Origin of the sequence: Streptomyces sp. NPDC127092 (assembly GCF_042722475.1) — a bacterium.
GTDB lineage: Bacteria > Actinomycetota > Actinomycetes > Streptomycetales > Streptomycetaceae > Streptomyces.
In genome coordinates, this window is sequence record NZ_JBHXFE010000039.1 from 18018 (window position 1) to 42262 (window position 24245).

The following is a 24245-nucleotide window of genomic DNA, read 5'->3' on the forward strand; positions in this document are numbered from 1 at the left end:
GGTCCTCAGCCCTTCAGCGCGCGCCGACCGCGAACATCGCCACCACCATCGCCAGGGCGAGCAGGATGCCCGCCCGGCGCAGCATCGCCTGCATGTCGCGCAGTTCCTTCGGCGGCTCGTTCTCGGGGTCGGACCACAGCATGCTCCCGATCGTGCGGGGCGCGCCCGCGGGGGCGCCTGAGTACGGGTACTCAACCGCGCCGGTGACAAAGGACTAGTCCGGGGCCGGAGTGCACCGTTCCGGGCTCCGGCTCCGGCGCCGGCCGCGTCAGCAGGAGGCGCGGTAGGCGAGGTCGGGGAAGAGCGCCTTCCACTGCTCCCGTCCGACGTCCAGCGGGTTGGTCGTGCACAGCCGTTCGTAGACGGCGTCGGTGTCCCGGTCGAGGAGGAAGGTGTACTCGGTGCCGCGGAGGTTGCTCTGACCGGGCCGTACCAGCAGGAAGGGGCTCTTCCCCCGGGGCAGGACCACCCCGTCGGCGTCCTCCAGGGTGGCGAACGCCGGGGTGACCCAGCGGCCGTCCGGGGCGATGTCCCAGACGCGGTACGGAGCGCCCGTGAGCACCCGGCCGCCGTCCCCGGCGGCCACGACGTCGGTGATCTCGCGGTCGAACCGCATGGTGTGCACCACGGCCCCGTTCCGTACGTCCAGGAGCCGTACGGTCCCGTCGGCGAGCGTGGTCGCGAGCAGCGTGCCGTGGCGTCCGCCGCCGACCGGCGTGTAGCCGCCGGAGGCGGCGGCGAGCGTGGTCACGGGCCTCGGGTGCCGGACGTCCGTCAGGTCCCACAGCTTCGCCCGCTGACCGATGTGGTCGGTGATCAGCGTCCTGCTGTGGGGCAGGTAGGCCGCCTGCCCTCCGGCCGCGCCCTCGAGCGGCGCGCCGGCCCGGACCGGGCGTGCGGGGTCGGTGAGGTCCCACAGGCGCAAGTCGTCGGCCACGCCGTCGCCGGAGGCGTCCTCCACGGTCGCGAGCGTGCGGGGGCCGAAGAAGTTCATGGTGCGGGAAAGGCCGGCGGGAGGCACCGTGACCGTGCCGCGCTTCACCGGCCGGCGCGGGTCGCCGATGTCCCAGACCTCGCCCCGCGGCGCCAGGGAGCCGGCGACCACCAGGAGCCTGCCGTCCGACGACACCGCGGTGCTCACGTCGGGGGCCCGCACCGCGATCTCGGGGCCCGCGACCGGCGGTCCGTCGCCGCCGAGGTCCCAGATCCGGAAGGCGTGGTCCTGGGATCCGCCGCCGCCCCACCGGTGGGCCAGTACCAGCGGCCGTTCCCGGCCGGGGAGGAAGTCGTTCGCCTCCCACCCGGGCGGCAGGGCGAACACCGGCCGGGGTGCCGTGCCCTTCCGGGTGTCGGCCGCACGGAGGTCCCACACCCGGGTCAGCCGGCCGACGGCGCCTTCGCCGACCCGGGCCTCGCTGGTGAGGGCGAGCCGGCCGTCCCCGCTCACCGACGCCGCACCCGGCGCCGCGTACTCCAGCGTCCCGCGCAGCGCGAGCGCGGCCGTCCGCTCCGGCCACAGCCGTACGTTCCCGCCCACGTCCCCCACGGCGAGATGGGCACCGTCCGGGCTGTACGCCACGGACTGGACGCGCTCGCCGCCGGGCAGGATCTCGCGGTCGGCGGTGGTCTCCAGGAGTTCCGGGCCGTCGCCGTCGTCCACCGCCCGGGTCCTGCCGCCGCCCGCCCCGCCCGTGTCCGCCGCGGCGAGCATCTCGCCGTCCCGGCGGAAGCTGAGCGACGGCATGGCGTCGCCGGCCCCCCACGTGTTCTCGTACGGGTCCTTCGCGACGATCCGGACGAGCCGCCCGCGCCTGTGCCCCGGCCCTCCCGTCTCCACCCGCCACCAGGCCATCGCGTTCTCCCCGCCGGTCGCCACCAGCAGGTCCCGCTTCGGATGAAAGGCCACGGCCATCACTGACGCGGCGGTGACCGTGTCGTGCAGGGCGGGCGCCGCCGGCACGCGGACGTCCCAGAGCCGCACCTGCGCGGGCGTCTCGCGCCCCTTGCCGTCCTTGCCGAAGCCGTTGCCCGTGGCCAGGAAACGGCCGTCGCGGTGGAAGGCGACCGCCATGAGGTGGGCCGTGGCGACGGTCCGCCCGAAGACCTGGCGGGGGCTCGCCGGGTCGGACACGTCCCAGAGCCGCAGCAGGCCCTTCGCGCCGCCTCCGGCGAGGGTGCGTCCGTCGGGACTGAAGGCGAGGCTGAAGGCGCTCGTACGAGGAAGGGCCAGCCGGCCGACCGGCCGCGGGTCCGCGGGGTCGGCGGTGTCCCACAGGGTCAGCGCGTCCGGGCCCAGCGCGGCGAGCAGCCGGGACCGCGGATGGAAGGCGATCACCGCGGCCCCGCGCTGCTTCGGCAGGGCCTTGCCCGGCACCGGTACGGTCGGCCGGGTGACGTCCCAGGGCCGGACGACGCCGTTGCTCTGGGCGACGGCCAGCACCTTGCCGTCCGCGCTGTACGCGAGGTTGACGACCGGGTCGTGCCCGCCGCCGGCCGGCAGGTCCACCTGCGGCCGGGAGGTGTAGGCCGCGTACAGACTGGAGCGCGTCTCGCTCGTCTCCGCCGTGCGGTACGCCGCGAGGCTCAGCCGCAGGGCCGTCTGCGGGTCGCGCTCGCGCATCGCGTCCGCCTGGACGGCCAGACGCCTGGCGATGAGGAGGGTCTCGCGGCTCTCGGCCTCCCGCAGCGCGTCCCGGGCCACGAAGGCGAGCAGACCGGCCAGCACCGCGAGGACCGACACGACGGCGACGACCGCCCGGCGCGCCCGCCGGGCCCGGTGCTCGGCGCGCTCGCTCGCCCGCAGGAAGTCCCGCTCCACCGGGCGGAGCTGTCCGGCCGCCGCTCCCGCGGCACGGGCCGCCGACCGCGGGCGGGCCGAAGGGACGTGATCGCCCGGCTCCCTCAGCAGCGAGCGGGCCGAGGCGAGTTGGTCGCCCCGGTACAGGGCGCTGTCCGGGCGGCCCGCCTCCTCCCAGCCGTCGGCCGCGTCACCGAACCGACGCCGGACCAGCAGGCCGACCCGGTCGTCCCGGATCCAGTCGCGCAGCCGGGGCCACCCGTGCAGCAGCGAGTCGTGACACAACTGCGCCACACCACGGTCGAGCACCACCAGCCGGGCGTCGGCGAGCAGCCCGAGCAGCTCCCGGTCCGCGTCGCCGTCCGCACCACCGCCGGGCTCGGGGACCGGGAGCCGGCGGCGCACCACCCGCCCGTCCGCGTCGACCAGGGTCACCATGCGCAGCAGCAGTGCCCGCAGGCGCGCGCGGCCCTCGGCGTCGAGGGAGTCGTGGACCTCGTCGGCGACCCGGGCCACCGAGCGCCGGATGCCGCCGGAGGCCTCGTAACCGGCGAAGGTCAGCAGGGTGCCGCGGCGCCGGGCCCAGGTCTGCTGGAGGGCGTGGGCGAGGAACGGCAGCGCGACCGCCTCGCCCGCGCCGGCCGACTCCCGGCGCAGCTCGTGCAGCAGATGCTCGGCGAGACCGTCCTCCAGGCGCAGTCCGGCGTGCTCGGCCGGCCGCTCGATCGCCGCCCGCAGCTCGTCGTCGGACATCGCGCCCAGGGTGAACTGGCCCGCCTGCGCGACCCGCGCGAGCCGTGCGTCGCGCAGGCAGGCCCCGTAGAAGTCCGCCCGCAGCCCGAGCACGATGCGGGGACGGGCGGCCGAGGCGACGCCCGAGTGGCCGGGGCGGCGGCCGGAGGGCTTGGAGCCGTCGGAGGGGCCGGAGCCGTGGGAGTGCCCGGTGTCGTCGGGGGCGTCGGCCTCGCCCGTCACGGCGCGGAGGAAGAGCTCGCGCTCCTCCGGGTCCTCGCACTCGGTGAAGATCTCCTCCAGCTGGTCGACGATCAGGACCTCCGGGCCGCCCTCCGGGCCGGCGCCCGCGCCGAAGCGGCCCGAGCCCAGCTCCCGTTCGACCTCCGCGAAGGGGCGGCGCACCGCCCGCGCCCAGTGCTCGACGAGGGTGCGGAAGGGGTGGGCGCCGGGGCCCGGGACGAGCAGGACACGGGACCCGCCCAGGTCTTCGAGGCCCGCCACCAGACCGGCCCGCAGCAGCGAGGACTTGCCCGCTCCGGACGCGCCGACGAGGACGACGGGGCCCGGGTCCGTGCCGTGCCGCACGCGGTCGAGGAGGGCGCGGGCCGCCTCCTCGCGACCGAAGAACAGATGACGCTGCTCGGGCAGGAACGGGCGCATGCCGGGATACGGGCACGGGCCCGCGGAGCCCGCCCCTCGCTCCTGCTCCGCCTCGGGCGCGCCCGCGCCCGCGTCCGCGGCCGCGGGATAGCCGGCGTTCCGGGCGACGACCAGGTCGCCCGCCCGCCCGACGCCGTCCGCGTACGGCCGCGCCGGGCCGCCCTGGAAGCGCCGGTCGAGGATCCGGTACAGGTCGATCAGGGTGAGCCAGCGCGGCCCGCCCGGGTCGCCCGCCGTGAGCAGCCGGATCAACTCGCCGCCGAACAAGGTGTGTTCGGCGCCGACGGGCGCGAACGAGGCCGCGTAGTGCGTCGCCGAGGCGAGCAGGAAGCTGCCGTCGGGGCGGGCGGAGGCGTACGGGTCGCGGTGGGCGTCGCTCGGCGCTGCCTCGGCCCGGCCGGAGAAGCAGCAGTCCAGGACGACGACCGTGCGCGCGGACGCGTCGGCGAGCAGGTTGCGGACCTCCGCGTACGGCACCGCGTCGACGGTGTCGTCGGCCGTGGCGGTCCGGGCGGTGGCCAGGTAGAGCTGCCGGCGCGGGCCGAGCAGGCCGTGTCCCGTGAAGCAGAAGAGGACGGTGCCGCCCTCCGCGCGGTCGACGGCGCTCCGGAGCGTGTGGAGGACGTCCGTCGGGCTCTCCGGGTCGATGACTTCGGTGACCCGGTCCGCCATGCCGCAGTGCTCGCGCAGCACGCGGGCGAGCGCGCGTGCGGTGTCCGCCGCGCTCGGCAGGTCGGTGAGCCGGGCGCCGTCGGCGGATGCGGCGGCTTCTCCGCCGGCCGCCTGGCGGCCCGTGCCGACCACGACGGCGTGGCAGTCCGGGCCCGCCAGATCCCCCGCTCGGTCCGGCATGACTCAGACGCGCTCGCCGGTGCCGACGCCGGCGCCTGTGCCGGTGTCGGTGTCGGCTGCGGTGGTGGTGGAGCCGGTTCCGGCAGCGCGGGTGTCTGTGCTGTCGGGGGTGTCGGCGTCACCGCCCCGGTCGCCGGTGGCACCGTCTGCCGTGGGCGGGGCCTGGACCGAGGGCGGGGGAGGAGTCGGTGCCTGCAGCGCCTGTGCCACCCGCTCCGCCAGCTCGCCGCTGCTCTCCGGCGTGAGCCCGCGCACGCCCTCCGAGGTGACGACGACCTGCGTGCCGTCCGGCTTGGTGATGGTCACGGTCTGGCTGCCCTTGCGCGTCTGCAGCCAGGCCACCACCGAGGCGGCCAGGGTGACGGTGAGGCCGCCCGGCTCCAGGAGCAGTGCGACGAACTCGCCGAGTCCGCCCATCGCGCCGGGCTCCGGTGCCTGCACCGGGGCGCGGCCGACCCGGTCGCGCAGCTCCGGATCGCCGCGCAGCCACTCCCGCAGGTCGAGGGCTTCACCGGCGCCGGCGACCTCCAGGGTGATCCTCACGTGACCTCCGTTGCCTCCGAGCCGTATGAGGGTACGACGGCAACTGCGGCTCCTCCAGGCGGATTTCGGACGCGCGCGCGAACCGGCCGCGGGCACGCCGGAGGCCGGACCCCCCGCACAAGGGGCCCGGCCTCCGGCGGACGAACGTGTCCGGGTGTCGGGTGCTAGGTGTCGCGGACCCGGCCCTGATCCGAAAGAAACGGCCTAGGCCGGCCAGTAGGACCGCGCCCAGGAGCGCGGGCCCGGCCGGGGCCGGACGCTGCGGGCGATGCGGGCCGGGTCCGACCAGCCCTCCGGTACCTTCGGGCCGCCGCCCTCGGCGGCTGCCGCCGCCGTCGCCGCGGCCCGGGCCTGGACCACCGCCAGTGCGGCGGCCAGCTCCTCCGGGGTCGGGTTTCCTCGTACGACCTTGATCACAACGGCTCCTTGAGGTCCTAGAGGGGGATGTTGCCGTGCTTCTTCGGAGGCAGCGATTCCCGCTTCGTCCGCAGCTGACGCAGTCCCTTCACGATCTGCGCGCGGGTGTCGGACGGCATGATCACCCCGTCGATGTAGCCGCGCTCGGCCGCGATGTACGGGTTGAGCAGGGTGTCCTCGTACTCCTGGATGAGCCGGGTGCGCACCGCCTCGACGTCCTCGCCGTTCGCCTCGGCCTCGGCGAGCGTGCGACGGTGCAGGATGTTGACGGCGCCCTGCGCGCCCATGACCGCGATCTGCGCCGTCGGCCAGGCCAGGTTGAGGTCGGCGCCCAGGTGCTTGGAGCCCATGACGTCGTACGCGCCGCCGAAGGCCTTGCGCGTGATGACGGTGATCAGCGGGACGGTCGCCTCGGCGTACGCGTAGATGAGCTTCGCGCCGCGCCGGATGATGCCGCCGTACTCCTGGTCCACGCCCGGCAGGAAGCCCGGCACGTCGACGAAGGTGAGCACCGGGATGTTGAAGGCGTCGCAGGTGCGGACGAAGCGCGCGGCCTTCTCGGAGGCGTTGATGTCGAGGCAACCGGCGAACTGCATGGGCTGGTTGGCCACGATGCCGACCGGGAAGCCCTCGACGCGGCCGAAGCCGGTGACGATGTTCGGCGCGAACAGGGCCTGGGTCTCCAGGAACTCGCCGTCATCGAGGACGTGCTCGAGCACGGTGTGCATGTCGTACGGCTGGTTCGCGGAGTCCGGGATCAGCGTGTCGAGCTCGCGGTCCTCGTCCGTCGCCTCGGTGTCGGCGACCTCCGGGAAGGCCGGCGGCTCGGAGAGGTTGTTCGAAGGCAGGTACGACAGAAGGGACTTGACGTACTCGATCGCGTCCTTCTCGTCGCCCGACATGTGGTGGGCCACACCCGAGGTGGTGTTGTGGGTGCGTGCGCCGCCGAGCTCCTCGAAGCCGACGTCCTCGCCGGTGACCGTCTTGATGACGTCGGGGCCGGTGATGAACATGTGCGAGGTCTGGTCGACCATCACCGTGAAGTCGGTGATGGCGGGCGAGTAGACCGCGCCGCCCGCGCAGGGGCCGACGACCAGGGAGATCTGCGGGATGACGCCGGAGGCGTGGGTGTTGCGGCGGAAGATCTCGCCGTACGCGCCGAGGGCCATGACGCCCTCCTGGATGCGGGCGCCGCCGGAGTCGTTGATGCCGACCACCGGGCAGCCCGTCTTCAGCGCGAAGTCCATGATCTTCACGATCTTCTGGCCGTACACCTCGCCCAGCGCGCCGCCGAAGACGGTGAAGTCCTGCGAGAAGACGGCGACCGGGCGGCCGTCGACGGTGCCGTAGCCGGTGACCACGCCGTCGCCGTACGGGCGGTTCTTCTCCAGGCCGAAGTTGGTCGAGCGGTGCCGGGCCAGCTCGTCCAGCTCCACGAACGAACCTTCGTCGAGCAGGAGTGCGATGCGCTCCCGTGCGGTCAGCTTCCCCTTCGCGTGCTGCTTCTCCACGGCCCGCTCGGAACCGGCGTGCGTGGCCTCGCCGATCCGGCGCTGCAGATCCGCGATCTTGCCCGCGGTCGTGTGAATGTCGATCTCGTTGTGCTCTGCCGGCTCGGACATCGGGATGCGGCTCCCTGCCTGGTCACGGGGGGTTCGTTGACTACGAATGGGCTACTGCCCTGCTACTGACCCGTAGCGTATCGGCGTCGATACGGTTCGGCAGTGCGGCGTTTGCCACACCTACGCTGGCTTGCATGACGTCCTCCCAAGGCTCAGCGGGACGCTGGTCCGACCTCGACCGGCCTCCTCTCAACGCCCTCGCCCTGCGCCGCGCGCTCGTGTCCTCCGACGGCCTCTGGACCTCGCTCGACGTGGTCGAGTCCACCGGCTCCACCAACTCCGACCTCGCCGCCCGCGCCGACGAACTCCCCGAAGGCGCGGTGCTCGTCGCCGAGGAGCAGACCTCCGGGCGCGGCCGGCTCGACCGCAGCTGGATCGCACCCGCCCGCTCCGGCATCTTCGTCTCCGTCCTGTTCAAGCCCTCCGTGCCCGTGCACCACTGGGGATGGCTGCCGCTGCTCACGGGCGTGGCCGCCGCGACCGGCCTCGCGAAGGCCGCCGGCGTCGAGCTGTCCCTCAAATGGCCCAACGACCTCCTGGTCGGCGTGGGCGGGGAGGAGCGCAAGACCGGCGGCATCCTCGCCGAGCGGGCCGGCGCCGACGGCGTCGTCGTCGGCCTCGGCATCAACGTCAGCCTCCGCCAGGACGAGCTCCCCGTGCCGGCGGCCGGCTCCCTGCTCCTCGCCGGTGCCGTCTCCACCGACCGCGACACCCTGCTGCGGGCCGTGCTGCGCTCCCTGGAGCAGTGGTACGGCGCGTGGGTGCGGGCCGACGGCGACCCGGCCGCCTCCGGCCTCCAGGAGGCCTACACGACCGCCTGCGCCACCCTCGGCCGCCGCGTCCGCGCCGATCTGCCGGGCGAGCGGATGCTGGAGGGCGACGCGGTGGACGTCGACGGCGACGGCCGTCTCGTCGTGGCCACCGAGGGCGGCGGGACGGAGGCGGTCGCGGCGGGCGACATCGTCCACCTGCGGTCGGCGGACTGACCGGCGGACGGGTCGGTGGGGCGGCGGTGGCCGCTGGTGTGGCGGGCGGCGGGCCGGTCCGCGGGGCGGCCGGCGGGCGGTCGGCCGGGGCGGGCCGGGGCCGGAGGCTCACCCTTACGGACCGGCCGTTCCCGCCCGTGGCGGGCGGTGCGCGGCCGGTTCGGGCGTGAGCCAGCACACACCTGTCGTATCGTGGAGCGCGATTCGTGGAGCGCGACGCGTGACGCGTCATCCACGCGACAGAACGGCAGGACAGTGGGCAGGGAACGGGCAGGAGGCGGCCGGTGACCGTCGACGACGCGAACAACGGCGGCGCGGCCGAACCAGCTGGACCAGCCGAACCCTCGGCCTACCCCACGCCCCACCATGTCGTCGACCACACGGCCGAGCCGACCGACGACCCGCTGGCGATCCGCCTCGAACAGCTCATCCTCGGCGCCGACCGCCGCTACACGCCCTTCCAGGCCGCCCGCACCGCCGGCGTCTCCATGGAGCTCGCCTCCCGGTTCTGGCGCGCCATGGGCTTCGCCGACATCGGCCAGGCCAAGGCCCTCACCGAGGCCGACGTGCTCGCACTGCGCCGCCTCGCAGGTCTCGTCGAGGCCGGGCTGCTCAGCGAGCCGATGGCCGTGCAGGTCGCCCGTTCCACCGGCCAGACCACGGCCCGGCTCGCCGAGTGGCAGATCGACTCCTTCCTGGAGGGCCTCACCGAGCCGCCCGAGCCCGGCATGACCCGTACGGAGGTCACGTACCCGCTGGTCGAGCTGCTCCTGCCCGAGCTGGAGGAGTTCCTGATCTACGTGTGGCGGCGCCAGCTCGCCGCCGCCACCGGCCGGGTCGTGCAGGCCGCGGACGACGAGGAGATGGTCGACCGGCGGCTCGCCGTCGGCTTCGCCGACCTCGTCGGCTTCACCCGGCTCACCCGGCGCCTGGAGGAGGAGGAGCTCGGCGAGCTCGTCGAGGCCTTCGAGACCACCTGCGCCGACCTGGTCGCCGCGCACGGCGGCCGGCTGATCAAGACGCTCGGCGACGAGGTGCTGTACGCGGCCGACGACGCCGGTACGGCCGCCGAGATCGGGCTGCGGCTGATCGAGACCCTCGGCCACGACGAGACGATGCCCGCGCTGCGGGTGGGCCTCGCCTTCGGCACGGTGACGACCCGGATGGGCGACGTCTTCGGCACCACCGTGAACCTGGCCAGCCGGCTCACGTCGATAGCGCCGAAGGACGCCGTCCTGGTCGACAGCGCCCTCGCCGAGGAGCTCACCAGGACCGGTGACGCGCCCGTCTCCGAGACCAGGGCGGCGGAGGAGCTGGCCCGCGCCGAGAAGGAGGGCGAGCGTCCGCCCGCGTACCGCTTCGCGCTCCAGCCGATGTGGCAGCGCCCGGTGCGAGGACTGGGTGTCGTGGAGCCCTGGCTGCTGAGCCGCCGTCCGACCTAGAGGGTGTCTCGCCGATCATGCCGGGCCTGATCGACGAAACACCCCCTAGGACCTGACCCGACCCGCCGGTCAGGCCCTGGCGTCCTGAGCCGGAGATTCCGTCAATGCTCCTGGCCGGCGGTTGGCGCCCTGGGGTGACATCCGGTGCGGGATCCGGCACAGGGGCGGAGCGTGCCTCCATCCTCGGGGAAGGCGACCGGCACGGGGCCGGTCAGGACCGCCGGGGAGAGACACGGTGACCATCCGTCCGACCACCACCCTGAAGGTACTGGCCGGGGCGGTGGTACTGCCGCTCCTCGCGCTGGTCGCCCCGGTCTGGGGACGGCCGTCCGCCGAGCCGCCGCCTCCGGCGGCCGCGGAGCCGGCGACGCTCTGCGCGCCCGCCGGAACCCTGCACGGCGCGGACGGCGCGTACGCAGAGGTCGGTCTGTGCGCGGACAGCGGCGGCCTGCGCCTCACCGTCTCGGCGCCGGCCTCCTGCGGGCGCGCCGGCTCGCGCACCACGTACAGCTGCCGCAGCACCGGCACCTGGACGGCCCGGCACGCCGGGAGCACGCTCGCCGGCACCCTGCCCGGCCCCGCCGAGTACCCCGGCCCGGGCACGTACGACGTCACCGCCTCCGTCCGCATCCGGTCCGAGCCCGCGGGCGTCGACCTCCGGGGCACCGTCCGCGCCTCCCTCACGCTGACCGCCCCCCGGGCGCGGCCCACCCACGCCGTCACCGTGGACCGTGCGACGCTGCGCCGGGGCACCACGACCACCGTGACCTACACCGTCCGCCGGGACAGTGAAGACGGCGACGGCAGCGCCCGGTTCGGTCTGATCGGCGAGGAGGGCTCCGGCGTACGGATCTCCTCGGCCGACGTCCGCTGCGTCAATCCGCTGGTCGGCCGGTATCCGGCGACGACCCGCCTCCCGCACGCACTCGACTGCGCCCTCACCGCGCTCCAGCCCGGCCGCCCGGAGACGGTGACGGTCCAGGTGTCCGTGGGGCCCGAGTGCTCCACAGTGGTGTCGAAGCTCGGCTACTGGATGGCGGACGGCCAGGCCCTCTACACCGGAAACATGCAGCCGGGACCGAAACTGGCCTGTGCTGGCTAGGATCTCCCGGTGAACAGCCGTTAACACCCGTTAACAGGCGCGACCGGAGGGGCCTGAGGATGTCCGAGCAGTCCGAGCAGTCCGAGCAGCGTTTTGGTGAGTTCGTCGCCGTGCGGAAGGACGGGCGCGGCCATGTCGCCGAGCTCGTCCTCGACCGGCCCAAGGCGATGAACGCCGTCTCCTCCGAGATGGCCCGCTCCATCGGCGCCGCCTGCGCCGCGCTCGCCGCCGACCCCGCCGTCCGCGTCACCGTGCTCACCTCCTCCAACGACCGCGCCTTCTGCGTCGGCGCCGACCTCAAGGAGCGCAACTCCTTCACCGACGCCGAGCTGGTCCGCCAGCGGCCCGTCGCCCGCGCCGCGTACACCGGTGTCCTGGAGCTGCCGATGCCGACCGTGGCCGCCGTGCACGGCTTCGCCCTCGGCGGCGGTTACGAGCTCGCGCTCTCCTGTGACGTGATCGTCGGCGACGCGACCACCGTGGTCGGGCTGCCCGAGGTGTCGGTGGGCGTGATCCCCGGCGGCGGCGGCACGCAGCTCCTGCCGCGCCGGGTGGGCGCCGCCCGCGCCGCCGAGCTGGTCTTCACCGCGCGCCGGGTCGAGGCGGCCGAGGCGCGCGAGCTGGGCCTCCTCGACCTCCTGGAGGAGGACGCCCGTACCGCCGCCCTGGAGCTCGCCGGGCGGATCGCGGCGAACTCGCCGGTCGGCCTGCGCGCGGCCAAGAAGGCCATGCGCCTGGGTCAGGGGCTCGACCTGCGGGCGGGCCTGGAGGTCGAGGACGCGGCGTGGCGCTCGGTGGCCTTCTCCGGGGACCGGGCGGAGGGCGTGGCGGCGTTCAACGAGAAGCGTCGCCCGGAGTGGCCGGGCGAGTGAGCCCGCCGCCCGCCGCGCCCCGGCAGCCGTAGCCCCCGGGTAGCCGCAGCCCCTCCGTCCGCCGAGCCCTTCCGTCCCGCAGGTCGTTGGTCCCGATTTGCACTAAATGTCACTTTCTGTGACGTCTCAGAAGGGAAAACGGATCAAACCTCCCTAAGCTGGAGGAATGGGAGAGGACGTGCGGCTGCGGGCCGTGGTGGCGCTGGCTCAGGCGATGGCGGCGGCGCACACTCCGCGCGAGTTCTGGCGGGCCGCCGCGCTGGGCGCCCGTGACGCGCTCGGCGGCAGCTTCGCCGCGCTCTCCGTCTGGGAGCGGGACCACGGCCGGCTCAAGGTCCTGGTGAACGCGGGGGAGCGTGCGGTGGGGGAGGAGGAGTTCCCCGACGCGGAGACGTATCCGGTGCACCAGTTCCCGGAGATCACGGAGTTCCTGCACGAGCAGTGGGCGGGCGGCGGCGAGCCCGACGCCTGGGTGGAGACCGCCGACGACCGCGTACCGACCGGCCGGGTCACCGGCCTGCGGCGGCGCGGGCGCGGCTGCTGCGTGGTCGCGCCGATCGTGCTGCACGGGCGCGCCTGGGGCGAGCTGTACGTGGCACGGCCGGCCGGGGCGGTGCCGTTCGACCGCGACGACTCCGACTTCGCGACCGTGCTCGCGGCCGTCGTGGCGGCGGGGATCGCCCAGGCGGAACGCCTGGAGGAGGTCCGGAAGCTGGCCTTCACGGATCCGCTGACGGGCCTCGCCAACCGCCGGGCCGTCGACACCCGGCTCGACCAGGCGATCGAGCGCTACCGGGTGGACGGGTCGGTGGTGAGCCTGCTGGTCTGCGACCTCAACGGGCTCAAGCGGGTCAACGACACGCACGGTCACGCGGTCGGCGACCGGCTGCTGGAACGGTTCGGCTCCGTGCTGTCACGGTGCGGCGCGATGCTTCCGGGCGCACTGGCGGCCCGGCTCGGCGGCGACGAGTTCTGCCTGCTGACGGTCGGGCCGACGGCGGACGAGGTGGTGGCGGTCGCCGAGGAGCTGTGCGTACGGGCGGCGGAGCTGGAGCTGGGCGAGGGCGTCGCGTGCGGGGTCGCCTCGACCGGCGACCCGATCGGCCCGCTGAAGTCGGCCCGCCGCCTCTTCCGCCTCGCCGACGCGGCCCAGTACCAGGCCAAGGCCGCCCGCTCGGCGAAGCCCGTGGTCGCGGGCCGCGACGGCACCGTCATCCGCCTGGCCGACGCCCCGCCCGGCGCCCGCGACCGCCGCCGCTTCCGCGACGCCCCGCCGGCCGAGGGCCCGCCGGGCGGAGCGGGCTCCGACACTCACTAGCGAGCGCCGCGATCCGGCCCTGAAGTGCCGGGGCGGGGAGGGGGATGCCCCTCCGGCCCCGGCGCACTTCGGCGCCCGTGCCGGTGCCGAAGTGCGCCCTCGCTTCCACCCCCGCCCCCGGACTCGTACGCGCACAGCGCGCGTCGGGCGGGCATGCGCCCTCGTGCGCGGGGCGGGTGGCGGCGCGCGGGGCGAGGGCCGCCACCTTCGGCCGTACCAGAGCCGCACCAGGGCCGTACCAGGGCCGTACCGGGGTCGTACCAGGGCCGGGCCCGTGCGCCGGGACGTGCGCGGGGAGGGGCGGGGGCCGCCATGGCGTGACGTTCCGGCTCGTGGCGGGCCCTGCTCGGCGGCGGGGGCGGTCCCGGAGGCCGCCGCGTGCGCCCTTGTCGGTCCCGAAAGCCCCTCCCTAGCATCCCCGGACACCGAGACCCCGCGACCGCGGGGCAGGTGACGGTTGATCAGGGGGGTTTCATGAAGAGCCGGTTCAGACGTTCCCTGGCATTCCTGGGAGCGCTCGCTCTGCTGCCCTTAGCGGCGGTCTCCGCCCACGCGGAGCCGTCCGAACCACTGTCCGCCGACCGGGTCGCGGCCATGTCCCCGGAGCGGCAGGCCGAGGTCCTCGAACCGCTGAGGCTGGCGGCCGACGCCGCCGCCCAGGCCGGTCAGGGCCCCATGGCCGACATCTACACCCAGGTCGAGATGGCCTCCGACTACCGCTCCGTGAACGTCTATCTGACCGACCCGGACCAGGGCGCACGCTTCCTGGCGGCCGCCCACCGCGCCGTACCGAACGCGGACACCCGGCTGCTCCGCGTCCTGCCCGCCAAGAAGTCCCGCAAGGACCTCAAGGCGGAGATCTCCGCCCTCACTTCCCGCAAGGACCTGCCCTTCACCGTCTCCCTGGCGGGCACCTCGGTCGACGGCGGCACCATCGAGCTCGCGGTCGACAGGCCGGGCGCGGCCCGCGACTGGTTCGCCTCCCCGGCCGTGGCCGGGCAGCGCAGGGCCGCCGGGGCCACTCCCGTACAGGTGCGGCAGGCGCCGCCGTCGGCGCCGCTGAGCCGGTGGAACGACACCTCGCCCTTCTACGCGGGAGCCGCGCTCGGCCCGGCCAACGGCGACCGCTCGTGGTGCACCAGCGGAATCCCCGCCATCAGCACCTGGGACGGCCGCAAGTGGCTGGTCACCGCCGGCCACTGCTACAACGTGAACGACAACGTGTGGGCGGCCGGCGGCAACTACATCGGCCAGGTCAAGTACAAGCGGCCGGACCTCGACTCCGCCTTCATCGAGGCCCCCACCTACCGCTACACCTGGGACGGCGTCGACGCGGCGGGCTACAGCCGCTACCTGAACGGCGTCCGCAACGTCGCCGTCGGCGACTTCACCTGCCAGCTCGGCTACAACTCCAAGGTGGTCTGCAACATCCGCACGGTGTACGCCGGCAACTCCAGCTGGAACGTCAACGGAACCACCGTATGGGGCAGTTACGGCGTCCCGCACTACGGCGGCATCGTCGGCCGCGGCGGCGACAGCGGCGGCCCGGTGATCTACATCAACGACCCGAACTCGCGGCAGCTCAACGGAATCGTGAGCTACGGCTACGGCTGCAACGCCGCGAAGGAGTGCAGCACCGGCCTCGCCTGGGTCGACGTCTGGTCCATCTTCAACGGCTTCGCGATCAAGCTGAACCCGTCCTGACGGGCGGCCGAACGCGCACGCGCCCCACGGCCGGCGGACCGGCCGCGGGGCGCGTCCGTCGTCTGCGGCGCTTGTCCGAGGCCGCTACCGGCGTCCGCCGAACTCCCAGGCGTACACCTCGACAACCGCGTACCGCTCCACCGTCAGCAGCGCACGCGCCGACTCCGCGTCCGGCGCGCGGACCAGCGCCGCCGTACCCAGCCAGGCGGAGCCGTCGTCGGAGAGCAGCGGGCCGTACGCGATCAGCTCGTCCCGGTCCTCCGGCACCTCCAGGTCGACCGGCTCGCCCTGGCCGAGGCCGAGCACCAGGAAGCGGTCGCCTCCGGTCCGGCCCCCGGGGAAGTCCCACATCGTGCGCCCGAGCGCGTTGCGCCACCGGCGGATGAGCACGTCCCGTATCGCCCCGGCCTGGTAGGCCGGCTCGCCGAAGGCGAACTCCCGCGCCGCGGCGGGACCGGGCAGGTCGACGACGTGCACACTGCCCACGAGCTTCTCGGTGTCGTCGACGTCGAAGGCCGGCCCGCGGGCGATCATCTCCTTCTCGAACCGGTCCATGTACGACCAGTGCGCTTCCAGCGTTTCCCGGCGCAGCGGCAGGGAGCCGGGCCGGTCGCGGTGATGGACGAGGAATTCCATCCTGTCTCCTTCGTGGGTGCCCCCGCCTTCAGGCCGGGAGGAAACGAAGCTCCTGCGGAGCAGGGCAAGGAGCGGCGATTCGCCGCTGGGCGGACCGCCGTTGTCAGTGGCCCGCACTATGGTGATCACAATGATCTGAGGGGGTGATTCCGTTGATCCGTGCCTACAAGTTCCGCCTGTATCCGACCGTGCGTCAGGAGCAGGCGTGGGGCGCGATGCTGAGGGATCACGCCTCCCTCTACAACGGTGCTCTGGAGGAACGGCGGGCCGCGTACCGGCACGCGTCGAAGACGACGGTCCGGTACGGGCAGTAGTCCGCCCAGCTCAAAGAGATCCGGGGTTTCGACCCCGAGCGGCAAGGCCGCTGGTCGTTCTCGTCCCAGCAGGCCACGTTGCGGCGTCTGGACAAGGCGTTCCAAGCGTTCTTCCGCCGGATCAAGGCCGGCGAGACGCCCGGATACCCCCGGTTCCGCAGTGTGCTCCGATTCGACACGGTGGACTTCCCCAAGGACGGGGACGGCTGCCGCTGGGACTCCACCCCGCACGATCCGCAGACGCGGGTACGTCTTCAGGGGGTCGGGCATGTCAAGGTCAAACAGCACCGGCCGGTGGCCGGGAAGGTCAAGACCGTCAGCGTCAAGCGGGGAGGCCGCCGCTGGTACGTGATCCTCACCGCCGACCAGACGCAGCCCGAACCACTCCCCGAACCCGGGGCTGCGGTCGGCATCGACATGGGTATCGCTTCGTTCCTGACCACCTCCGACGGTGTGCACGTCGACAACCCGCGCCACGGCCGCAACGCCGCGTAGAAACTTCAGGCCGCACAGCAGGTCGTCGCCCGCTGCAAGCGCCACTCCAAGCGGCGCCGTAGGGCGGTGGAACGGGTCGCCGCCCTGCACCGCAAGGTACGGCGCCAGCGCCTTGACCACGCGCACAAGACCGCGCTTGGCCTCGTACGGACAAACGACGTCATCGCGCACGAAGACCTCAAGATCCGCAACATGAGCAAGGCCCCCGTCCCGCGACCGAACGGGGACGGCACCTACGCCCCCAACGGAGCGGCAGCGAAGGCTGGGCTCAACCGAAGCATCGCCGATTCCGGATGGGGGGTGTTCCTCGCGATCCTGGCCGCCAAGGCGGAAGGTGCCGGACGAGTCGTGATCGCTGTGGACCCCCGCAACACCTGCCGCACCTGCCCTGAATGCGGGCATGTCGCGAAGGAGAACCGGCCCACCCAGGAGAAGTTCCACTGCGTCGCGTGCGGCCACACCGCGCACGCCGACGTTGCAGGGGCTTCCAACGTCTTGCGGGCCGGGCTGGCCCGTCGCCAAGCCCAACCGGCTTAGCGAGAAGCCCCCTCGTTTGCGAGGAGGAGTAGTCACGCCGAGAGGATGCGCGAGCGGGCACTCGCGAGTCGACCGGTTTCAAGCCACCTGGTGTTGGCCTACGTAGATCACGGACGTCACCGCTTCGCGCGCCGAATAAATCTGCGCGGCGCAGACGAATGCAGTACTCTCCGCGTGATGCAAAGGTTGCGTCACGCAGAGAACTCTCCGGAGGATCGCATGCTCACCGTCGCCGTCACCGGTGCCACCGGCGCCCAGGGCGGAGCCACCGCCCGCGCCCTGCTCTCCGCCGGACAGCACGTCCGCGCCCTCACCCGCGACCCCGGCTCGCCCGCCGCCCGCGCCCTGGCCGCCCTCGGTGCCGACGTCCGCCGCGCCGACTTCGACGACCGCGCCTCGCTCGACGCCGCCCTCGCCGGCGCGGACTCGCTCTTCGCCGTCACCACGCCCTTCGGCACGGACATCGCCACCGAGATACGTCAGGGCAAGGAGCTCGTCGACGCCGCCGCGGCCGCCCGTCTCGGCCACGTCGTGTTCACCTCCGCCGCCCACGCGGACCGCGGGACCGGCGTCCCGCACTACGACAGCAAGTGGGCCGTCGAGCAGCACCTGTACGCCTCCGGCCTGCCCTGGACGGTGCTCGGCCCGGTCGCCTTCATGGGCAACTACGCCGACGGCTGGACCCTGGAGAGCCTGCGCGAGGGCTCCTTCGCCTGGCCCATGCCGTCCGCCACGCCCCTCACCCTCATCGCCGCCACCGACATCGGCGCCTTCGCCGCGCTCGCCCTGCAGCGCCGCGCCGAGTTCACCGGCCGCCGCGTCGACATCGCCTCCGACGAGCGCACCTCCGAGGAGATGGCCGCGATCCTCGCGTCCGCCGCCGGCCGGCCGATCGTCCACCACGAGGTGCCGCTCGACGTCGTCCGCCGCCACTCCACCGACCTGGCCGCCATGTTCGCGTACTTCGCCGACCATGGCCTCGGCGTCGACGTCGCCGGCCTGCGCCGCGCGTACCCCGAGGTCGGCTGGCACACCTTCGCGGACTGGGCCGCAGGTCAGGACTGGGCCGGACTGCTCGCGCGGGGCGAGAACGAGAGCCTCACTCCTGCCGTCTAGTGACAGGTCGCTCTTCAGTCCGTAGGGTGCTGAATATGGATATGCAGACTGTCGTCCTTGGGACGTCCGGCACCACCCCGCAGGACGTCATCGACGTAGCCCGCCACGGCGCCCGCGTCGAGCTGTCGTCCGAAGCCGTCCAGGCGCTCGCCGCCGCCCGCGCCACCGTGGACGCGCTCGCCGCCAAGCCCGAGCCGGTGTACGGCGTCTCCACCGGGTTCGGGGCGCTCGCCACCCGGCACATCGGCCACGAGCTGCGCACCCAGCTGCAGCGCAACATCGTGCGCTCGCACGCCGCCGGCATGGGTCCGCGGGTCGAGCGCGAGGTCGTGCGCGCGCTGATGTTCCTGCGGCTCAAGACCGTCGCCTCCGGCCACACCGGCGTCCGGCCCGAGGTCGCCCAGACCATGGCCGACCTGCTCAACGCGGGCATCACGCCGGTCGTCCACGAGTACGGCTCGCTCGGCTGCTCCGGCGACCTCGCGCCGCTCTCCCACTGCGCCCTCACCCTCATGGGCGAGGGGGACGCCGAGGGCCCCGACGGTGTCGTCAAGCCCGCCGGCGAGCTGCTCGCCGCCGCCGGCATCGAGCCCGTCGAGCTGCGCGAGAAGGAGGGCCTCGCCCTCCTCAACGGCACCGACGGCATGCTCGGCATGCTGGTCATGGCCCTCGCCGACCTCGACAACCTCTACAAGTCGGCCGACGTCACCGCCGCGCTCTCCCTCGAAGCGCTCCTCGGCACCGAGAAGGTCCTCGAGCCCGAGCTGCACGCCATCCGCCCGCACCCGGGCCAGGCCGCCTCCGCCGCCAACATGCTGGCCGTGCTCAAGGGCTCCGAGCTCACCGGCCACTACCAGAGCGGCGAGGCCCCGCGCGTCCAGGACGCCTACTCGGTGCGCTGCGCCCCGCAGGTCGCCGGTGCCGGCCGCGACACCATGGCCCACGCCCGGCTCGTCGCCGAGCGCGAGCTGGCCGCCGCCGTCGACAACCCGGTGGTCCTGGGCAACGGCGAAGTCCGCTCCAACGGCAACTTCCACGGCGCCCCCGTCGCGTACGTCCTCGACTTCCTCGCGATCGCCGCCGCCGACCTCGGCTCCATCGCCGAGCGCCGCACCGACCGGCTCCTCGACAAGAACCGCTCGCACGGCCTGCCGCCGTTCCTGGCCGACGACGCCGGCGTGGACTCCGGCCTGATGATCGCCCAGTACACGCAGGCCGCCCTGGTCAGCGAGATGAAGCGGCTCGCCGTCCCGGCCTCCGCCGACTCCATCCCGTCCTCGGCGATGCAGGAGGACCACGTCTCCATGGGCTGGTCCGCCGCCCGCAAGCTGCGCACCGCGATCGGCAACCTCAACCGGATCATCGCCGTCGAGCTCTACGCCGCCACCCGCGCCATCGAGCTCCGCCACGGCCTGAGCCCGGCGCCCGCCTCCGCCGCGGTCATCGAGGCGCTGCGCGCGGCCGGCGTCGAGGGCCCCGGGCCGGATCGTTTCCTCGCGCCCGACCTGGCCGCCGCCGACACCTTCGTACGCGAGGGCCGGCTGGTCGCCGCCGTCGAGCCGGTCACCGGCCCGCTGGCGTAACTCCGCACTCCGCGAGCACACGCGCGAGGGCCGTCCCGGATGCCGGGGCGGCCCTTCGCCGTACGGGACGAGGACTCGGCACGTCTCGACGAGCCCCGGCCGACGCGCGACGCCGACGCGCGACGCCGACGCGCGACGCCTTACGCGGCCCGGCCGCCGCGGCGCATCGCCAGGGTCACGAAGCCCGCGCCCACGCCCAGGAACAGCGTCCCGCCCAGCAGGTACGGCGTGGTGTCCAGGCCGCCGGTCTCCGCGAGCCGCGCGTCCTGGCCCTCCGTGACGGCCGGTCGGCCGCCGTCGGATCTGCCCTGCTCGCCCGTCGCGTTCGCGGACGGCACGAACCACAGTGCGCAGAGCAATGTCCCCGCGGCGGTGGCGGTGAGCAGCGGGCGTCGGGCGACGGACACGTGTTTTCGATCCCCCTTGCGGAAACCGCGAACTTGGTAGGTGCGCCGATGGTATTGAACACAGCGGGTCGCGGGAAAGCCGAGGCCACCCGGCGCTCTACGCTCCGCCCATGAGCACTTCCGAGACTTCACGCTATGTACGGCTTCGGGTCGATCTGGTCCTCGAGATCGACGGGCCCGCCGAGCTGACCGAGGCCGCCGTCGGCCGCATCGAGTCCGACACGTCGCTGCCGGAGGAGGAGCGGACGCACGCCCGCACCGCCGTCGTCGAGGACAGCGCGGAGGCCCTGGCCTACCTGGTCGAGCCCTTCGACGTCGTCGGGACCGTCCCCGGGATCGAGCTGGTCCAGGCCTCGTGGAGCACCGAGGAGATCGACTACGACCCCGATGCGAGGGACTGGGACGACGAGGACGAAGATGGTGGGTGGGAAGACGACGAAGAAGACCGCACCTGACTCCTTCCGGTCGGGCGGCGACCGTGTGCGGATCGCCGGCCGACCGTGTGCCGATCGCCTGCCGATCGCGTGCTGACGGAGGCCCCGGGGCGTCGGTGTCCCGGGGCCTCCCCGCGCCCGGGAACCGAACGGCCCGCCGGTGCGTGTGGATCAGTGGTGTTCCCCACAAACCCTCCGGATACGGAACCGGGCGGGTTCTGATGGTCGTTCCAGTGGGAAGTGGCAGGTAGTCGGCGACGATGGAGAAGCGTGTGATGACGGACGGCAAGCGCCGCAAGAGCCTGGCGGCCGCGGCCGCGGTGCTCGGTGGCGTGCTGGTGCTCTCGGCTTGCAGCGACAGCGACAAGGGCGGCAGCGCCGCCGACGCCTCGCAGAGCGCGCAGTCACAGGCCCAGGTCGACGAGGCCGCCGCCCAGAAGACCTCCAAGGCGCAGATCACCATCTCGCCGGAGAACGGTGCCCAGAACGCGTCGATCAACGACGACGCCAAGGTGACCGTCACCGACGGCAAGCTCACGGACGTCACCATGACCTCCGCCGAGGGCACCGCCGTCGAGGGCGAGATAGCCGCCGACGGTCTCAGCTGGAAGCCGACCGGCCAGCTCAAGCGCGGCACCGTCTACAAGATCGCCGCGACCGCGAAGGACGCCTCTGGCCTCGAGGCCCACGAGAACTCCTCGTTCACCACGGTCTCGCAGGCCAACAGCTTCATCGGCAACTTCACGCCGGAGAACGGCTCCACGGTCGGCGTCGGCATGCCGGTCTCGATCAACTTCAACAAGGCGATCACCGACAAGAAGGCCGTCCAGGGCGGCATCTCCGTCACTTCCAGCTCCGGCCAGGAGGTCGTCGGCCACTGGTTCAACTCCACGCGGCTCGACTTCCGCCCGGAGAACTACTGGGCCGAGGGCTCGACGGTCACCATGAAGCTGGACCTCGACGGCGTCGAGGGCGCCAAGGGCGTCTACGGCGTCCAGCAGAAGACCGTCACCTTCAAGATCGGCCGCAACCAGGTCTCCACCGTCGACGTCAAGACGAAGACGATGACCGTCAAGCAGGACGGCCGCACGGTCAAGACCATCCCGATCTCCGCCGGCTCCCCGGACAACACCACCTACAACGGCCAGATGGTGATCTCCGAGAAGTTCAAGGAGACCCGGATGAACGGCGCCACCGTCGGCTTCACCGACGACGACGGCAAGGGCGAGTACGACATCAAGGACGTGCCGCACGCCATGCGCCTGTCCACGTCCGGCACCTTCATCCACGGCAACTACTGGGGTGCCCGCTCCATCTTCGGCAGCGTGAACACCAGCCACGGCTGCGTGGGCCTCGCCGACGTCAAGGGCGCCGGCGACCCGAACCAGCAGGCCGCCTGGTTCTACAACAACTCGATGATCGGCGACGTCGTCATCGTCAAGAACTCCGCGGACAAGACGATCGCTCCCGACAACGGCCTCAACGGCTGGAACATGAGCTGGTCGGCGTGGAAGGCCGGCTCCGCGGTCTGACCCGTCCGGCACGAGTCGACGACAGGCTTCGACGGCACAGGTCGACGTCAGGCTTCGACGACAGGAAAGGCCCCCTCCGGCAGCGGAGGGGGCCTTTCTCGCGCCTCTCACACCTCGGCGGGCTTGTCCACGCCCCACTGCGCCAGCAGCCGCAGCGCGTCCGCCGAGGGCGAGCCCGGCTCCGCGTGGTACGTCACGAGCACGAGGTCCGGGTCGTCGCCCGACACCTTCAGCGACTCGTACTGCAGCGTCATCTCGCCCACCAGCGGATGCCGCAGCCGCTTCTGCCCGTGCCCCTTGTCGGTCACCGTGTGCGCCGCCCACAGCGAGCGGAACTCCTCGCTCCGGACCGACAGTTCGCCCACCAGCGACAGCAGCTCCGGATCGTCGGGATAGACACCGGCGTACAGCCGCAGCACGCTCACGACCTCGGTCGCCTTGCACTCCCAGTCGACGTACAGGTCACGCGCGTTGGGGTCGAGGAAGATCATCCGGGCCATGTTCCGGTCCCGCGGTTCCCACGCGTCGAGATCGCCCATCAGGGCCCGCGCCATCCTGTTCCAGGCCAGGATGTCGCCCCGCCGCCCCAGGACGAAGGCCGGCACGCCCTCCAGGGCGTCGAGGAGATGCGCGAGGCCCGGCCGGATCTGCTGGGGGCGGGCGCTCGCCGCCCGCTGCCGCTTCTTCACGGTCGGCCTGGCGAGGTGCGTCAGATGAGCCCGCTCGGTGTCGCTGAGCCGCAGCGCCCGCGCGATCGAGTCCAGGACCTCCATGGACACGTTCCTGCCGTTGCCCTGCTCGAGGCGGGTGTAGTACGCCACGGACACGCCGGCCAGCTGCGCAAGCTCCTCCCGGCGCAGGCCCGGCACCCGGCGGTGCCGCCCGAACTCGGGCAGTCCCACGTCCTGCGGCTTCAGGCGTGCCCGGCGGGAGCGGAGGAATTCGCTGAGTTCGGCACTGAGGTCCATACGACCCCAGTATTCCCGTTCGTGGCCGGGAACGGACGTACGTTCCTGTCCCTGCCAGTGGTAGGCACACGGGTCGTAGGCAGAACAGTGGTCTGGGTACGGCCGAAAACCTCCGGCAGGCTTTCCGCCATGACCACGAACGTTTCCGCCATCGCAGCACCCGCCGCCAACGCCCCGCTGGAGCGCACCACCGTGCCGCGCCGCGCGGTGGGCGAGCACGACGTCCTCATCGAGATCAAGTACGCCGGCATCTGCCACTCCGACATCCACCAGGCACGCAACGGCTGGGGAGAGGGCATCTTCCCGATGGTGCCCGGCCACGAGATCGCCGGAATCGTCACCGAGGTCGGCCCCGGCGTCACCAGGCACAAGGTCGGCGACCGCGTCGGCGTCGGCTGCTTCGTCGACTCCTGCCGCACGTGCGAGTACTGCCAGCAGGGCCTGGAGCAGTACTGCGTCAACGGCATGACGGGCACGTACAACGCCCTCGACAAGAACGGCGAGCCGACCTACGGCGGCTACTCCAGCCACATCGTCGTCGACGAGAACTACACCCTGCGCATCCCCGAGGGCATCTCGCTCGACGTCGCCGCCCCGCTGTTGTGCGCCGGCGTCACCCTCTACTCGCCGCTCGCCCACTGGCAGGCCGGTCCCGGCAAGAAGGTCGCGATCGTCGGCCTCGGCGGCCTCGGCCACATGGGCGTCAAGATCGCCCACGCGCTCGGCGCCGAGGTGACCGTCCTCAGCCAGTCCCTGAAGAAGCAGGAGGACGCCCTCAAGCTGGGCGCCGACCACTACTACGCCACCAGCGACCCGGAGACCTTCACGGCCCTCCGCGGCACCTTCGACCTGGTGATCTCCACGGTCTCCGCGCCGCTGGACTTCGACGCCTACCTGAGCCTGGTCAGGACCGACGGCGCCCTGGTGAACGTCGGCGCCCCGGAGGAGCCGGTCAAGGTCGGCCTGTTCTCCCTGATCGGCGGCCGCAAGACGCTGGCCGGCTCGATGATCGGCGGCATCAAGGAGACCCAGGAGATGCTGGACTTCTGCGCCGCGCACGGCCTGGGCGCCGAGATCGAGCTGATCACCGCCGACCAGGTCAACGAGGCCTACGAGCGGGTCATCGCGTCCGACGTGCGCTACCGCTTCGTGATCGACGCGTCGACGATCTGA

19 protein-coding genes and 1 pseudogene are annotated in these 24245 nt (G+C 73.0%); 12 read left to right on the forward strand and 8 right to left on the reverse strand.

What is annotated here, in order from left to right; all coding sequences use genetic code 11:
• Positions 1-13: 13 nt before the first annotated feature.
• From mmpB to ACFWJO_RS27830, 5 genes are all read right to left on the reverse strand, one after another.
• Positions 14-142 (reverse strand): morphogenic membrane protein MmpB, encoded by a 129-nt coding sequence (mmpB, locus tag ACFWJO_RS27810; protein ID WP_384411891.1) that lies wholly within the window; start codon positions 140-142, stop codon positions 14-16.
• Positions 143-268: 126 nt separating this feature from the next.
• Positions 269-5044: a caspase family protein gene (locus ACFWJO_RS27815; protein WP_386869409.1), complete on the reverse strand. Its 4776-nt coding sequence runs from the start codon at positions 5042-5044 to the stop codon at positions 269-271.
• 3 nt (positions 5045-5047) lie between these two features.
• Positions 5048-5587, reverse strand: coding sequence for a hypothetical protein (locus tag ACFWJO_RS27820; protein WP_386869411.1), 540 nt, complete (start codon positions 5585-5587; stop codon positions 5048-5050).
• A 204-nt stretch (positions 5588-5791) separates the two neighbouring features.
• Positions 5792-6004: an acyl-CoA carboxylase subunit epsilon gene (locus tag ACFWJO_RS27825; RefSeq protein ID WP_384411881.1), complete on the reverse strand. Its 213-nt coding sequence runs from the start codon at positions 6002-6004 to the stop codon at positions 5792-5794.
• A gap of 17 nt (positions 6005-6021) precedes the next feature.
• Positions 6022-7626, reverse strand: coding sequence for an acyl-CoA carboxylase subunit beta (locus ACFWJO_RS27830; protein ID WP_386869413.1), 1605 nt, complete (start codon positions 7624-7626; stop codon positions 6022-6024).
• A 134-nt stretch (positions 7627-7760) separates the two neighbouring features.
• Between ACFWJO_RS27830 and ACFWJO_RS27835 the strand changes: the two genes are divergently transcribed.
• The 6 genes from ACFWJO_RS27835 (at position 7761) to ACFWJO_RS27860 (ending at position 15050) form a co-directional block, all read left to right on the forward strand.
• Entirely contained in the window at positions 7761-8612 is an 852-nt protein-coding gene (locus ACFWJO_RS27835) for a biotin--[acetyl-CoA-carboxylase] ligase (RefSeq protein WP_386869415.1), read from the forward strand.
• A gap of 284 nt (positions 8613-8896) precedes the next feature.
• Positions 8897-10054 carry an adenylate/guanylate cyclase domain-containing protein gene (locus tag ACFWJO_RS27840; protein ID WP_384411875.1) on the forward strand — a complete coding sequence of 386 codons (1158 nt, stop codon included), beginning with the start codon at positions 8897-8899 and terminating at the stop codon, positions 10052-10054.
• Between the two features lie 235 nt (positions 10055-10289).
• Positions 10290-11156, forward strand: a complete 867-nt coding sequence (locus tag ACFWJO_RS27845) for a hypothetical protein (RefSeq protein WP_386869417.1) — start codon at positions 10290-10292, stop codon at positions 11154-11156.
• Between the two features lie 59 nt (positions 11157-11215).
• On the forward strand, positions 11216-12028 hold the full coding sequence (locus tag ACFWJO_RS27850) for an enoyl-CoA hydratase/isomerase family protein (RefSeq protein WP_386869419.1): 813 nt from the start codon (positions 11216-11218) through the stop codon (positions 12026-12028).
• 166 nt (positions 12029-12194) lie between these two features.
• The gene (locus tag ACFWJO_RS27855) at positions 12195-13346 is read left to right on the forward strand and encodes a diguanylate cyclase domain-containing protein (protein ID WP_386869421.1); all 1152 of its coding nucleotides are present in this window, start codon (positions 12195-12197) and stop codon (positions 13344-13346) included.
• A 474-nt stretch (positions 13347-13820) separates the two neighbouring features.
• Positions 13821-15050, forward strand: a complete 1230-nt coding sequence (locus ACFWJO_RS27860; protein WP_386869423.1) for a hypothetical protein — start codon at positions 13821-13823, stop codon at positions 15048-15050.
• Between the two features lie 84 nt (positions 15051-15134).
• Here ACFWJO_RS27860 and ACFWJO_RS27865 read toward each other — a convergent pair whose 3' ends face one another.
• Positions 15135-15686, reverse strand: coding sequence for a YciI family protein (locus ACFWJO_RS27865; protein ID WP_386869425.1), 552 nt, complete (start codon positions 15684-15686; stop codon positions 15135-15137).
• A 152-nt stretch (positions 15687-15838) separates the two neighbouring features.
• On the opposite strand from ACFWJO_RS27865, the pseudogene ACFWJO_RS27870 reads away from it, so the two are divergent.
• The 3 genes and pseudogenes from ACFWJO_RS27870 (at position 15839) to hutH (ending at position 19731) form a co-directional block, all read left to right on the forward strand.
• Positions 15839-17032: pseudogene (locus ACFWJO_RS27870) on the forward strand (RNA-guided endonuclease InsQ/TnpB family protein).
• Positions 17033-17251: 219 nt separating this feature from the next.
• On the forward strand, positions 17252-18148 hold the full coding sequence (locus ACFWJO_RS27875; protein WP_386869427.1) for an NmrA/HSCARG family protein: 897 nt from the start codon (positions 17252-17254) through the stop codon (positions 18146-18148).
• A gap of 41 nt (positions 18149-18189) precedes the next feature.
• Positions 18190-19731, forward strand: coding sequence for a histidine ammonia-lyase (gene hutH, locus ACFWJO_RS27880; protein ID WP_386869504.1), 1542 nt, complete (start codon positions 18190-18192; stop codon positions 19729-19731).
• A gap of 140 nt (positions 19732-19871) precedes the next feature.
• Here the strand turns inward: hutH and ACFWJO_RS27885 are convergent, their stop codons facing one another.
• Positions 19872-20138: a hypothetical protein gene (locus ACFWJO_RS27885; RefSeq protein WP_386869429.1), complete on the reverse strand. Its 267-nt coding sequence runs from the start codon at positions 20136-20138 to the stop codon at positions 19872-19874.
• A gap of 110 nt (positions 20139-20248) precedes the next feature.
• Here ACFWJO_RS27885 and ACFWJO_RS27890 point away from each other — a divergent pair, with 110 nt between their 5' ends.
• Positions 20249-20593, forward strand: a complete 345-nt coding sequence (locus ACFWJO_RS27890; protein WP_386869431.1) for a hypothetical protein — start codon at positions 20249-20251, stop codon at positions 20591-20593.
• 239 nt (positions 20594-20832) lie between these two features.
• On the forward strand, positions 20833-22104 hold the full coding sequence (locus ACFWJO_RS27895) for an Ig-like domain-containing protein (RefSeq protein ID WP_386869433.1): 1272 nt from the start codon (positions 20833-20835) through the stop codon (positions 22102-22104).
• A gap of 107 nt (positions 22105-22211) precedes the next feature.
• Here ACFWJO_RS27895 and ACFWJO_RS27900 read toward each other — a convergent pair whose 3' ends face one another.
• Positions 22212-23072, reverse strand: coding sequence for a helix-turn-helix domain-containing protein (locus tag ACFWJO_RS27900; RefSeq protein ID WP_386869435.1), 861 nt, complete (start codon positions 23070-23072; stop codon positions 22212-22214).
• Positions 23073-23201: 129 nt separating this feature from the next.
• Here ACFWJO_RS27900 and ACFWJO_RS27905 point away from each other — a divergent pair, with 129 nt between their 5' ends.
• On the forward strand, positions 23202-24245 hold the full coding sequence (locus ACFWJO_RS27905) for an NAD(P)-dependent alcohol dehydrogenase (protein WP_386869437.1): 1044 nt from the start codon (positions 23202-23204) through the stop codon (positions 24243-24245).

What these genes read in the sequence shown, in the direction of transcription:
- mmpB (WP_384411891.1), bottom strand. Translation starts at nt 142, where the DNA reads ATGCTGTGGTCCGACCCCGAGAACGAGCCGCCGAAGGAACTGCGCGAC.
- ACFWJO_RS27815 (WP_386869409.1), bottom strand. Translation starts at nt 5,044, where the DNA reads ATGCCGGACCGAGCGGGGGATCTGGCGGGCCCGGACTGCCACGCCGTC.
- ACFWJO_RS27830 (WP_386869413.1), bottom strand. Translation starts at nt 7,626, where the DNA reads ATGTCCGAGCCGGCAGAGCACAACGAGATCGACATTCACACGACCGCG.
- ACFWJO_RS27835 (WP_386869415.1), top strand. Translation starts at nt 7,761, where the DNA reads ATGACGTCCTCCCAAGGCTCAGCGGGACGCTGGTCCGACCTCGACCGG.
- ACFWJO_RS27850 (WP_386869419.1), top strand. Translation starts at nt 11,216, where the DNA reads ATGTCCGAGCAGTCCGAGCAGTCCGAGCAGCGTTTTGGTGAGTTCGTC.
- ACFWJO_RS27855 (WP_386869421.1), top strand. Translation starts at nt 12,195, where the DNA reads ATGGGAGAGGACGTGCGGCTGCGGGCCGTGGTGGCGCTGGCTCAGGCG.
- ACFWJO_RS27860 (WP_386869423.1), top strand. Translation starts at nt 13,821, where the DNA reads ATGAAGAGCCGGTTCAGACGTTCCCTGGCATTCCTGGGAGCGCTCGCT.
- ACFWJO_RS27865 (WP_386869425.1), bottom strand. Translation starts at nt 15,686, where the DNA reads ATGGAATTCCTCGTCCATCACCGCGACCGGCCCGGCTCCCTGCCGCTG.
- ACFWJO_RS27875 (WP_386869427.1), top strand. Translation starts at nt 17,252, where the DNA reads ATGCTCACCGTCGCCGTCACCGGTGCCACCGGCGCCCAGGGCGGAGCC.
- hutH (WP_386869504.1), top strand. Translation starts at nt 18,190, where the DNA reads ATGCAGACTGTCGTCCTTGGGACGTCCGGCACCACCCCGCAGGACGTC.
- ACFWJO_RS27890 (WP_386869431.1), top strand. Translation starts at nt 20,249, where the DNA reads ATGAGCACTTCCGAGACTTCACGCTATGTACGGCTTCGGGTCGATCTG.
- ACFWJO_RS27895 (WP_386869433.1), top strand. Translation starts at nt 20,833, where the DNA reads ATGGAGAAGCGTGTGATGACGGACGGCAAGCGCCGCAAGAGCCTGGCG.
- ACFWJO_RS27900 (WP_386869435.1), bottom strand. Translation starts at nt 23,072, where the DNA reads ATGGACCTCAGTGCCGAACTCAGCGAATTCCTCCGCTCCCGCCGGGCA.
- ACFWJO_RS27905 (WP_386869437.1), top strand. Translation starts at nt 23,202, where the DNA reads ATGACCACGAACGTTTCCGCCATCGCAGCACCCGCCGCCAACGCCCCG.